Consider the following 12,292-nt stretch of genomic DNA (forward strand, 5'->3'; position numbering starts at 1 on the left):
TGACCAGCCCCTTCCCCACTTATCTGGCGCACTTATCTGCCGCCCCGGCGGCGGATCGCGCGGGTGACGACCGGCGGCAGGACGTCGGCCGCGAGCCTGCGCACCGGGCCGCGGCGGCGCGCCACGGACCGCGCTGACCGCGCGGCACGCTCCGGCTCGGCCGCGGCGTCGGGCTCGCGGAGCTCGTCGGCGTAGCGGGACCGGGGCGCCTCCGGGTTGGGCGGGCGGCCCGAGAAGCGCAGCACCCGCTGCCCGGCGATCTGCTGCACACTCAGGTGCGCCCCGGCGCACCACTCCTCGTCGGCGAGCAGTTCCTCCTGCAGCGGCTCGGGGTCGCCCCATGTGCCGTAGAGCTTCTGGGTGCTCAGGCACACCGGCCGCAGCCCGCGCACGAACACCGCCTCCCAGGTGGCGGCCGCCACGCCGGGGGTGTGCTCGGAGCGGAAGTCGTCCAGGGCCACCACACCGGTCGGCACCAGCGCCGTGCGGGCGGCGTCGATGTCGCCCGCCACGTGCTCGTACAGATGCGAGGCGTCGACGTGGACGAAGCGGCAGCTGCCGGGGGCGACATGGTGCGGGACGAGGGAGGTGGGTCCCTGCACGACGTCGGGCAGTGCGTCGTGGAAGGCCAGGTAGTTCTGTTCGAAGGCGACCCGGGTCAAGGTGGCGTACGACTTCCTGGCCTCCGCCGCGTTCCGCTCGTCGGGCGCGGGCGCGTCGAAGAGGTCACAGACGGTGAAGCGCTCGTCCGCCCGCAGATAGCCGGCGGTGAAGATGGCGCTCTTGCCCAGGTAGGCGCCCATCTCCAGCAGGTCCCCGCGCTGTCCCAGCCGTTTCTGGCGGGACAGGAAGCGGTCGAAGAGCACTTGGTCCAGGCTGGGGAACCATCCTTTGACCTCGTTGAGGGTGCGGGGTCGCTGCGCCGCGCGCGGGGCGGTTGCCGTCATGGGGTGGTGTCCTCGGTCGCTTGCGGTGGGGGGGTGACCGGCCGCCACGTTGGCAGCGGCAGGCAACGCCGCGTCGTACCCCCTGTGAGCGTTGTGTGACCGAAGACCCGTCAGACGTCAGAAGCGCAGGACCGCCGCTGTCCGCTCGTGCGCGGCCAGGCAGCCGTCCGGGACGAAGGCGACCTCCCCACCCCGGTCCAGCGTGGTCTCGATGATCTCGTCCACGATGTCCTCCAGCACCGCCGTGCCCAGTTCGGCGGGCGAGGTCTCCTCCGGGTCGACCGGGGTCAGATGCTCCCCGGTGACCTTCACCGTCCGCTGGTAGCCCTCCTCGACGGCGAGCAGTTCGATGCGCCCCTCCTTGCACACCTGCCACACCTCCTCGAGACCGGCGGCGAAGGCGCGGCGCCCCTGCGCCTGCCCGATGCGCTCCAGGACGCGCTCGGTGTGCCGCTCCGCCTGCTCCCACAGGGCGGGGCGCAGGGCGTCGGCGAGGGCGCGGGCCGGGCCGTTGGTCAGCCCGCCCTTGACGACCTTGCTGACGGCCGCCTTCGCCGCCGAGCCCACCTCCTCCAGGAGGCTCAGCGCGGGCGCGAGGCCGACCAGGTAGAGCGGGCGCGGGTCGGTGGCCAGCAGGGCGTCCAGGGCGGTGTCGACCTGCCGCAGATAGGTGCGGGTGCCCTCGTCGTCGTACGGTCCTGGCACGTCGCCGATCTGCTCCTCGCGCTCGGTGTCCTCGTTGTACTTCGGCTCGGGCTCCAGGGGGAAGCCCGCCGTCCGCTCCTCCTGGAGCGTGCTGTCGCTGCCCCGCCACAGCGCCGTACGGTCCACGGAGACCGCCAGCACCCAGTAGGGGCGGGTCCGCTCCCGCGCGGCGACGAGGTTGCGGGTCAGGAAGGTGTCGCTGAAGACGACGCGCTCGGGTGCGGTCCTCGGCAGGGCCCACACCTCCCACTCGCCCTTGGCCGCGAAGATCACCAGCGAGTCCAGGGCGGAGCGCAGGTCCACGTCGGCCATGGCCCGGTCGAGCTGTTCGCTGATGTCGTAGCGGGCCTCGCGCGGCACGTCCGGATCCGCTTCCAGGCGGCGCTTGGCCTCGGCGATCAGATTGCGCAGACGCACGGTGTCCGCCGGGCGGTAGGGGTCGCGCCGGTGGGTGGGCAGGGTGATGGTGACCGCGGGGTAGGGGCGCCTGGCGCGGAGGGCTGTCAGCGTGCGGGATGTCAGTCCGGTGGTACGCATCCGTTGCCTCTCGCCTTTCGACGTGTCTATCCAGCATCACCCAGGACCGGCGGCGGCGCATCGCGGGGCGACGGCCGGTTCACACGGTCGGCTGAGGCAACCGCCCGATGCGGGGGCCGTGTGCGTCACTGCGGGGCCTGTGTGAAGAGACGGTAATTCTTCAGTGATACTGGGGAGCCGTACGTTTGTACTGTCTCAGGGGGCGGGACCCGTGAAGGGGTTGAAGACCTTGAAGGCTTTGAAGGCGTTAACGCCGAGGAACACCTATGGAGTGACGGGCCCCGTGGGTGCCTTGGTCGCCGTGGCCGTCGTCGTCGCCGTTCTGCTCACCGTACTGCCGGGCGGCGAGGCCGACGGATCGTCCGGCAAGAAGGCCGCGGTGGCCGGCGCGTCCCCGGCGCCGGGCGGGACCGCTCCCGGCACCAAGAAGAAGAAGAGCAAGTACGCCGACTGGGACGGCAAGGTCAAGGTGCTCGGGGACGGCTCCACCTCGTACACCGGGCCGCAGCCGAAGCAGCTCAAGCCCAAGAGGCTGAAACCCGGGGAGAAGCCGCCGCAGTTCGTGGTCTTCTCCTGGGACGGGGCGCTGGAGAACGGCGACCACCTCTTCTCCCACTTCCGCGACGTGGCCAAGGAGAGCGACGCCACGATGACGTTCTTCCTGAGCGGCATGTACCTGCTGCCCGAGTCGAAGAGCGACCTCTACCAGCCGCCCCAGCACAAGCGGGGCTCGGCCGCGATCTCCTACCCGACCGACGAGCACATCAGGGAGACACTGGAGCAGCTGCGCGGCGCGTGGCAGGAGGGCAACGAGATCGGCTCCCACTTCAACGGCCATTTCTGCGGCCCCAAGGGCGGCGGGGAGTGGAGCACGGAGGAGTGGAAGAGCGAGACCGAGCAGGCGTACTCCTTCGTGAAGAACTGGAAGACCAACACCGGCTTCACCGACGTGGCCCCGCTGCCCTTCGACTACGACGAGGAGCTGGTGGGCGGCCGGGCCCCGTGCCTGGAGGGGCAGAAGAACCTGATCCCGGCCATCAAGTCCATGGGCTGGCGGTACGACGCGAGTTCGCCCGGCGACTTCCAGATCTGGCCGTCGAAGATCGACGGGATCTGGAACTTCCCGCTGCAGCTGGTGCCCTACCCGGAGAGCGAGAAGCAGGTCCTCTCGATGGACTTCAACTTCCTCTACAAGCAGTCGGGTGACAGCACCGAGGGGGACCCGGCGAAGTACCCGGAGTGGGAGCGGCTGACGCGCGAGGGCTACATGAACGGCTTCGAGCGCGTCTACAACGGCAGCCGGGCGCCGCTGTTCATCGGCAACCACTTCGAGACCTGGAACGGCGGCATCTACATGCAGGCCATCGAGGACGTGATGCGGGACGTGTGCCCCCGCGAGGGCGTCGAGTGCGTCTCGTTCAAGCAGCTCGCCGACTGGCTGGACGCCCAGGACCCGAAGGTCCTGGCGAAGCTGCGCACGCTGGACCCGGCGCAGGCGCCCGACTGGTCCACCTTCACGAAGGCGGAGTGACGGCCTTCATGTAGCGCGTCCAGATGTCGATGGCGTAGGTGGATCCGGTGCCCGAGGTGGTGCCGTCGACGGCCCCCGGAGTCCCGGGGGCCGCGGGGGTCCCGGAGGTGCCGGTGGTCCCGGCTCCGCCCAGTCCGTCCAACGGCAGCAGCTCCTGGGTCTTCGGATCCACCCGCGACAGCGAGACTGCCGTCGACATCTCCTTCGTGTACCCCACGAACCACGACGAGGTGTTGTCCTGTTCGGTACCCGTCTTGCCCGCCACATCAGTGCCGACCGCCGCGGCCGACCGCGCGCTCCCGGTCTGCACCGCCCCGTGCAGCGCGTCGTCCACCTGCGCGGCCACTTCCGGGCTGAACGCCCGGGTCGCGGGCTGCTTCTCCAGGGGCACCCGCTCGCCCTGGTGGGTGAGCCCGGTGACCGAGTACGGCGGGGTGTGCCTGCCCCCGGCGGCGAAGGTCCCGTAGGCGCTGGCCATGCGGATGGAGCTGGGGGTGGCCGTGCCGAGCGAGAAGGCGGGCACCCTGTCGCCGAAGCTGCTGGGCAGCAGGCCCGCGTCGATGGACGCCTTGCGCACCCGGTCCAGGCCCACGTCCATGCCCAGTTGCATCATCGGGGTGTTGATCGACTCCACGATCGACTGACGCAGGGTCACCTGCCCCCACGAGCGGTGCCCGTCGTTCGTCCCGCGCACGATCTTGCCGCTGCGGTCCCAGTACGGGCCCTCGGGCGTGCGCACGGCCACCTTGTCGTTGCCGTCGTAGACGCTGGTCGGGGAGACGGGGGTGCGCGCGCCGCCGCGTTCGAGCTGGACGCCGTCGCGCAGGGCGGCGGCGTAGACGAAGGGGGTGAAGGACGTGCCGGCCGGGACGGTGGAGGCGTTGGCGTCGTTGAAGCCCTGTTCGAGATAGCCGGGGCCGCCGTAGAGCGCGGCGATCCGGCCGTCCGGGGATACGGACGCGGCGCCGACCCTCACATACCGGTCCTCCTTGCGGTGCTTCGGGTCGAGGCTGTCGCGCATCGTGTCCACCGACTTGGCGAGCTGGTTCACCTTCGACTTCTCGAAGGTGGTGTGGATCTGATAGCCGCCCAGGTCGAAATCGGCGGCGGATATGTCGGTGTGGGAGGACACATACGCCCTCGCCGTCTCGACGAGATAGCCGACCTGACCGGTCAGCCCCTCCGGTTTCGGGGGCGCCTTGGGCTCGGGGAATTTGGTGTACTTGGCCCGTTCGGACTTGGAGAGCTTGCCGATCTCGACCATCCGGTCCAGGACCCATTTCCAGCGGTCCACCGCCCGGCGGTGGTTCTTGTCGCTGATCGCGGGGTCGAAGTTCCCGGCGCCCTTGAGCAGGGACGCCAGCATCGCGCCCTCACTCGGGTTGAGCCGGGAGACGTCCTTGCCGTAATAGGCGTAGGCGGCCCGCTGGATGCCGTAGGTGCCGCGGCCGAACCAGCTGGTGTTGAGATATCTCTCCAGGATGTCCTCCTTGCTCATCTTGTCGTCCAGCTTGATGGCGATGAACATCTCGGTCAGCTTGCGGGAGAAGGTCTGCTGCTGATTCAGATAGGCGTTCTTCACATACTGTTGGGTGATGGTGGAACCGCCCTGCGTCTCACCCCCCGTCACCATCCGGGTCAGGGCGCGCATCACACCGCTCGGCGAAATCCCGCTGTCGGAGTAGAAGCTGGAGTTCTCGGCGGCGAGCACCGCCCACTGCACCTTCTCCGGCACCCTTTTGAGCGGGATCTCCTGCCGGTTGACGGGTCCCGTACGGGCCATTTCGCTACCGTCCGCCCAGTAGTACACATTGTCCTGCTGGGTGGCGAAGTCGTTCAGGTCATCCGGGATGTCGGTCTGCAGATACAGATAGCTCAGCACGCCGGTCAGGCCGCCGAAGCAGAACAGGAAGAGCATGGCCATCTGCCGCCACGAGGGCAGCCAGCGCAAGGGGCCGCGCCTGCCCGCGCGGGGGTAGTCCAGCCTGGCGCCGCGGACGGCCCAGCGGCGCAGCGTCCACCACACCGAGGCCGACCGTCCCTTGAGGCCGGGCACCTTGGGTCCGGGCGCTTTGCGGCCGGAGGCCTTGCGGCTCGGTGCCTGACGGCGGTGTCTGCCCCCGGCGTTGTTGCTGCCCTGCACGTGTCCCCCACGATCCGCGCGCGGGGCGCGGCCAAAGATCTGATGGTCCGTCCCCCCGAAGACGACATGACCCTATGATGCTTTCCGAACATCTGTCGCCTCAGAGCACCAAATTTTTGTAACAGTAATGATATTCCGCGACGCGGATCACGTCCGGCACGCGGACATTGGGCGTGAACGCCCGAAGCTCAAATGAACCTCTGAACCGGACCGCTCCTGGGTTCGTCCTTCTCCAACGGGGTCATCACCCCCAGACGAGGGGACGGAACGAGGAGGGGGAAGCCATGAGGCGCCTCGGAACCGGTATTGGATGGCGCCCGGAGATCGCCGATGACATCGAGCGGCTGCCGGGCATCGACTGGGTGGAGGTGGTGGCGGAGAACATCTGCCCGGGCCACCTCCCCGACGGCCTGCGACGGCTGCGGGAGCGCGGTACGACGGTCGTCCCGCACGGCGTCTCGCTCGGCCTCGGCGGCGCCGAGCGGCCGGACGCGCGGCGGCTCGCGGCGCTCGCCGAGCGGGCGGAGGCGCTGGGCTCGCCGCTGGTCACCGAGCACATCGCGTTCGTACGGGCGGGCGGCCCGCGCACCGCCTCGCCGACGGCCGAGGCCGGGCACCTGCTGCCGGTGCCGCGCACCCGCGACGCGCTGGACGTGCTGTGCGAGAACGTCCGCATCGCCCAGGAGTCGCTGCCGGTGCCGCTGGCCCTGGAGAACATCGCGGCGCTGATCGCCTGGCCGGGCGAGGAGCTGACGGAGGGGCAGTTCCTCGCCGAGCTCGTCGAGCGGACGGGCGTACGGCTGCTGATCGACGTGGCCAATCTGCACACCAACCGCGTCAACCGGGGCGAGGACCCGGCCGCGGCCCTGGACGAGCTGCCGACCTGGGCCATCGCCTATGTCCATGTGGCGGGCGGGGTCGAGCGGGACGGGGTGTGGCACGACAGCCACGCCCACCCGGTGACCCAGCCGGTGCTGGATGTGCTGGCCGAGCTGTGCGCCCGTACGACGCCGCCCGGCGTGCTGCTGGAGCGCGACGAGAACTTCCCCGCGACCGAGGAGCTCGCGGCCGAACTCGATGCGATCCGCGCCGTGACGGCCAAGGCGGCTGTGGGGGGTTCCGGGGCTGTGGGGGGTTCCAGCACCGTTGGGATTTCTGTGGCTGTTGGGGACCCCGCGGCCGTTGGGATTCCCGGAGCTGCCGAGGCCCGCAAGGTCCCCGAGGCCCATGGAGTGCTGGTGGCGGCTGGGCCGGCGCCCGCGCCGCAGGCCGTGGAGGGCGCCCGGGAGCGGATCGCGCTCGCCCAGACGTCCCTGCTGTCCTCGCTGGTGGCGGGCGCCCCCGCGCCCGAGGGGTTCGACCGGCGGCGGCTGGGGGTGCAGAGCCGGGCGCTGGCGGCCAAGCGGGCCGATGTGGTCGGGAAGGTCGCCCCCGAGCTGCCGCGCATCCTGGGCGCGGACTACCGCCCCGCGTTCCTGGACTATGCGCGGGGCCGTCCGATGACCGGCGGCTACCGCCGCGACGCCCTGGCGTTCGCCGAGCATCTGCTGGCCGCCGAGCGGCCCGAGGACCCCGCGGCGCGGCGGCAGTTGACGCAGTGGTGGCGGGAGCGGTCGGGACCCGCTCCGGTACGGCCCGGCCCCGCGGCGCGCCTGGCGCGGGCCGCCCGACGCGCGCTGCTCGGAAGGTGATGGAGATGAAGACGGAACTGGTCTATCTGGCGTTCGCCGCGTCGTCGGCGGCGCTCATCACGGGTACGGTCCGCACCCGGAGCGCGGGCCGCCCGGTGGCGGACGGCCGCGTACACGATCTGTTGGAGGCCGCCTTCCTGGAGGCCGGCCCGGGCCGGGTGGCCGACACGGTGATCTGCGCGATGCACGCCGACGGCCGGCTGGCCGTGGGCGGCCCCGGGGTGGTCTCGGTGCGGCAGCCGGTCGCCCGCGACGCGGTCGAGCAGGCGCTGCTCGAGGTGCACTCCCGCACGCCGCACGGCGGACTGGCCCTGCTGCGCTCGGAGCTGATGCGCCATCCGGCGGTGCAGTCGATCGGCGACCGGCTCGCGGAGCGCGGGATGCTGGTGCGGCCGCACAGGATCAACTTCTGGCGGCGGCTGGCCGCCGCCCAGACCGTCGCCGCGGTCCTGGGCGTGTTCCTGGGCATCTGGGGAACCTCCGTCGAGGAGTCGGGAGGGTACGACGGCGGGCTGCCGCTGATCTTCAGGATCTTCCCGGCGCTGTTCGGCGGCTTCCTGGTCGGCGTGATCTGCGGCGCCGCGAACAGGAAGCGGATCACGGCGGCCGGGAAGCGGGCGCTGGCGGCGTTCCGGCAGGACCTCGCCTACGTCTCGACCGAGCCGCAGGACGGCACCCCGCACCGGACCGGCACACGGACGGCGTCGGTGGCCGAGACCGTCGCGCTGGCGGGTGTGGGCGCGCTGGCCGCCGAGGAACTGCTGCGGGACCACCTGATGGAGGCGCACCGCGCCCAGACCGCCGCGGCGGCCTCGGCCGGGTCTTCGGTGTCTTCCTCGTCCTCCTCGTCCTCCTCGTCTTCGTCCGGCTCCTCGTCCGCGACGTACTGCGGTACCAGCGGCTCGTGGTGCGGCACCTCGGGGGGTGGCGGCTCCAGCTGCGGCAGTTCCAGCTGCGGGGGCGGTTCCGGCTCCGGCTCCAGCTGTGGGGGCGGGAGCGGTGGCTCGAGCTGCGGGGGTGGCTCGAGCTGCGGCGGCGGGGGCGGTTGCGGAGGCGGCGGAGGAGGCGGCGGCTGCGGGGGCGGCTGACCCGCGGCGCGGCGGCGGCGCCGGACCGGCCCCGGACGGCGCCCCCGTCGCGCCGGCGCCCCGGCGCCCGGCGCCCCCGGCGGACCGGCGCCCTGCCGGCCGGTTCGCCCGCCGCGTTCGCGGGCGTTCGCCGCATTCGCCGCTTCGCCGCGTTCATCTGGTGAAATGCCCTGGCGGGAGGCGGGCCGGGTCGAGTACAACTCGGCCATGCTCTGGCTGTTGTTCCTGCTCGTCGCCTGTGCCGCCGCCGTCACCTCCTGTGCCCGGCTGTGCGCGGCCGCCGTCGCCGCCGCCCGGGAGCCCGAGGGCGCCGGGGCCGGCCGCCGCGGGCTGAGCCTGTACGAGGCGGCGTTCCTGTCCGGCGGTCCCCAGCGGGTCGGGGATGTGGCGCTGGTGGCGATGGACCGGCAGCGCCGGCTGCTGCTGGCGCACACCGGCTGGGTCACGGTGGTCGACCCGGACGGCCGTGACGAGTTGGAGCGCTCGGTCATCGCCGCGATAGGCCCGGACGGCCAGTCGCCCGTCCCTCCGGTGCGGGCCGCGCTCGCCGGCGCGGCGCCGGTGCGGGCGCTCGCCGACCGGCTGGTGGCCACCGGGCTCGCGGTGCCCGCGGCGGCGCGTACGAACGTGGCGGCGGCGGTCCGTCAGGTGCGGGCGGCGGCCGGTCTTGTCCTGCTCATGGGGGCGGCGGCGCTGCTGGTCGTGGAGCCGGACGCGGGGCGGGGGAAGGCGGCCGCGTGGTTCGCGCTGCCGCTGCTGCTGACCCTCAGCTGCCTGGCGATAGCCCGCGTCGAGGCGCACCCGTACACCCGGTGGGCCTCGCCCGCCGGGCAGAAGCTGCTGGGCCGGATCGAGACGCCCCGGCCACGGCCCGCCCGGCCCGCCCGACCCGCCCGGTCCGCCCACGGCCGGAACGGCGACGGCAGGGACAGTGACGGCGGGGGCGGCGCGTACGGCCGGGAGCGCGCCGACGCCGAGATCCTGACCGTGCTCGCGCTGCACGGCGCCTCGGCCCTCCCCGACCCCGCCCTGCGCGCGGCCTTCAAGGCGCATTGGGGTCATTGACCCCGACACCTCGGCACGGTGCTTTACATGGCCGACCACCGGGCCAAGTATCCCTTTCGTCATGAAATGACGCACCGTCGCGGAACACCGCGCGGAACGCGACGGAAGACGAACGGAACACGAGGGGACGGCCCGTGAGAGCAGTACCGCTGTACGGCGCCCTCGGGCCGCTGTCCCTGGCCCTGGTCACCGCCGCCCTGCTCGCCGCCCCGGCACCCGCCGCCACCGCCGCGACCGCCACCGCCCCGGTCCGCCGCGGCGACACCGCCGAGGACCGGGGCGTGGCGCTCGCCGCCCGGCGCGCCGCCGCCCGCGGCATCGACTTCGGCCGCTGCGCGCCCGGCGACGAACTGCCCGCCGCCGCCCGGTGCGGCACCGTCAAGGTGCCGCTGGACTACGCGCATCCCCGTTCCACCCAGCTGTCCCTCACCGTCAGCCGGCTCCGCGCCACCGGCCCCCGGGAGCGCCGCCAGGGCGCGCTGGTCTACAACCCGGGCGGCCCCGGCGCCTCCGGCATGGCGTTCCCCGCGTACGCCCGTGTGGCCGGGTTCAAGAAGGCCGCCGAGGCGTACGACTTCGTCGGCTACGCACCGCGCGGAGTGGGCCGTTCGGCGCCGCTGTCCTGCGCGGACCCGGCCGCCTTCGCCAAGGCGCCGACGAACTTCCCCGTGCACCCCTCCGCCGCCTTCAAGCGGAAGATGGTGAAGCGGGCCCGGGCCTACGCGGCCGGCTGCGCCCGCCGCGCGGGCCGTGCGCTGCGCCACTACACGACCCTCAACAACGCCCGCGACCTCGATGTGCTGCGCGCCGCCCTCGGCGAGAAGCGGCTCAACTTCATGGCGGCTTCCTACGGCACCTACTACGGCGCGGTCTACGCCACGCTCTTCCCCGGGCATGTGCGCCGCATGGTCTTCGACAGCGTGGTCGACCCCGATCCGCGGCAGATCTGGTACCGCAGCAATCTGAAACAGTCGCTGGCCTTCGAGCGGCGCTGGCGCGACTGGCGCCGCTGGGCCGCCCGGTATGACGAGGTCTACCACCTGGGAGACACCGCGGCCGAGGTGTCCGCCTCGTACAAGAAGGCCCGGCGCCGGCTGGCGCGCCACCCGGCGGGCGGGAAGGTGGGCACCGCGCAGCTGCAGGACGCCTATGCGCGCACCGTCTACAACGACGCCTACTGGGACCCGAGCGCCCACGCGCTGGCCGCCTATCTGCGCGGCGACGCCGGGCCCCTGGTCGCGCTGGCCGCGCCCGACCCGGCCGAGGCGGTGTCCGAGGAGAACGGCAACGCCGTCTACACGGCCGTCCAGTGCAACGACGCGCCCTGGCCCCGGGATTGGGCGAAGTGGAACCGCGACAACACCGCGCTGGCCCGCCGCGCGCCCTTCGAGACCTGGGACAACGTGGCGATGAACCTGCCGTGCGCCTACTGGTCAGCGCCGCGGCAGCGGCCGCTGACGGTGGGTCCGGGGGGCGGCGCGGGGCGCGGGACGCCGCCGCCTGTGCTGCTGCTGGCCGCCGAGCGGGACGCGGCCACGCCGTACGAGGGCGCCAAGGAGCTGCGGCGCAGACTGCCGGGCTCGTCGCTGGTGACCGAGCGGAAGGCGGGTACGCACGGGCTGTGGGGCGGCCCGAACGGCTGCGTCAACCGGTACGTCGACACCTATCTGCTGACTGGACGGACGCCTGGCCGCTCGGTGTCCTGCGCGCCGCGCGCGGCGCCCGAGCCCAGCCTCTGGTCGCCGCCGGGCCTGGTGAGGGCACCAGCGGCGGAACCGACGCCGGCGGTGGGCGCGGCGGCCTGGTGACCGGCGGCCGCGCCGCGTGAGGACGGTGCCGCCGGTCAGGCCAGCCCGGCGACCAGTTCGGAGACCGGCTTGCGCCGCCCGGTGAAGAACGGCACCTCCTCGCGCACATGCCGGCGCGCCTCGGAGCCGCGCAGATGCCGCATGAGGTCGACGATCCGGTGCAGCTCGTCGGCCTCGAAGGCGAGGATCCACTCGTAGTCGCCGAGCGAGAAGGAGGCGACCGTGTTGGCCCGCACGTCCGGGTAGCCGCGCGCCATCTTGCCGTGGTCCGCGAGCATCCGGCGGCGGTCCTCGTCGGGCAGCAGATACCACTCGTAGGACCGGACGAAGGGGTACACGCTGACGTAGTCGCGGGGGTTCTCGTCGGCCAGGAACGCCGGGATGTGCGACCGGTTGAACTCGGCCGGGCGGTGCAGCGCCATGTTGGACCACACCGGCTCCAGGGCCCGGCCCAGCTTGGTACGGCGGAAGAGGTTGTACGCCTCCTGCAGGGCGTCGGAGGTCTCCGCGTGCCACCAGATCATGACGTCCGCGTCCGCGCGCAGCCCGGAGACGTCGTAGGTGCCGCGCACGGTGACGTCCTTGGCGGCGAGCTGCGCGAACAGCTCCTCGACCTCGTCGGCGTAGCCGGTGCGGTCCTCGGGCAGGAGGTCGCGCAGCTTGAACACCGACCACAGGGTGTAGCGGATGACCTCGTTGAGGTCCTTGGCCTTCTTCCCGGCGTTGGGAACCTTGCCGGACGGGGCGGTCTCGGGAGCGGGTGCAGCAGTCATGGTC

The 12,292-nt window shown here is 72.4% G+C and carries 9 protein-coding genes; 5 read left to right on the plus strand and 4 right to left on the minus strand.

The window, feature by feature from the left end; genetic code table 11:
• Positions 1-32: 32 nt before the first annotated feature.
• Positions 33-947, minus strand: coding sequence for a class I SAM-dependent methyltransferase (locus ACFZDL_RS01700; protein WP_353590786.1), 915 nt, complete (start codon positions 945-947; stop codon positions 33-35).
• 117 nt (positions 948-1,064) lie between these two features.
• Positions 1,065-2,189, minus strand: coding sequence for a chemotaxis protein (locus ACFZDL_RS01705; RefSeq protein WP_353590787.1), 1,125 nt, complete (start codon positions 2,187-2,189; stop codon positions 1,065-1,067).
• Between the two features lie 271 nt (positions 2,190-2,460).
• On the opposite strand from ACFZDL_RS01705, the gene ACFZDL_RS01710 reads away from it, so the two are divergent.
• A complete protein-coding gene (locus tag ACFZDL_RS01710) occupies positions 2,461-3,720 on the plus strand; it encodes a hypothetical protein (protein WP_353590788.1) in 1,260 nt (419 codons plus the stop codon).
• Here ACFZDL_RS01710 and ACFZDL_RS01715 read toward each other — a convergent pair.
• The gene (locus ACFZDL_RS01715; protein WP_391190191.1) at positions 3,704-5,776 is read right to left on the minus strand and encodes a transglycosylase domain-containing protein; all 2,073 of its coding nucleotides are present in this window, start codon (positions 5,774-5,776) and stop codon (positions 3,704-3,706) included. The genes ACFZDL_RS01710 and ACFZDL_RS01715 overlap by 17 nt on opposite strands.
• A gap of 371 nt (positions 5,777-6,147) precedes the next feature.
• Between ACFZDL_RS01715 and ACFZDL_RS01720 the strand changes: the two genes are divergently transcribed.
• The 4 genes from ACFZDL_RS01720 (at position 6,148) to ACFZDL_RS01735 (ending at position 11,515) form a co-directional block, all read left to right on the plus strand.
• A complete protein-coding gene (locus tag ACFZDL_RS01720; protein ID WP_353590789.1) occupies positions 6,148-7,554 on the plus strand; it encodes a DUF692 domain-containing protein in 1,407 nt (468 codons plus the stop codon).
• Between the two features lie 5 nt (positions 7,555-7,559).
• On the plus strand, positions 7,560-8,642 hold the full coding sequence (locus ACFZDL_RS01725) for a TIGR04222 domain-containing membrane protein (RefSeq protein WP_353590790.1): 1,083 nt from the start codon (positions 7,560-7,562) through the stop codon (positions 8,640-8,642).
• Between the two features lie 207 nt (positions 8,643-8,849).
• Positions 8,850-9,707: a TIGR04222 domain-containing membrane protein gene (locus tag ACFZDL_RS01730; RefSeq protein ID WP_353591101.1), complete on the plus strand. Its 858-nt coding sequence runs from the start codon at positions 8,850-8,852 to the stop codon at positions 9,705-9,707.
• Between the two features lie 134 nt (positions 9,708-9,841).
• A complete protein-coding gene (locus tag ACFZDL_RS01735) occupies positions 9,842-11,515 on the plus strand; it encodes an alpha/beta hydrolase (protein ID WP_353591088.1) in 1,674 nt (557 codons plus the stop codon).
• Positions 11,516-11,550: 35 nt separating this feature from the next.
• Here the strand turns inward: ACFZDL_RS01735 and hemQ are convergent, their stop codons facing one another.
• Positions 11,551-12,288 carry a hydrogen peroxide-dependent heme synthase gene (gene hemQ / locus ACFZDL_RS01740; RefSeq protein ID WP_353591087.1) on the minus strand — a complete coding sequence of 246 codons (738 nt, stop codon included), beginning with the start codon at positions 12,286-12,288 and terminating at the stop codon, positions 11,551-11,553.
• Positions 12,289-12,292: the final 4 nt, after the last annotated feature.

The organism is Streptomyces sp. NPDC007917, from assembly GCF_042959105.1.
Lineage (GTDB): Bacteria > Actinomycetota > Actinomycetes > Streptomycetales > Streptomycetaceae > Streptomyces.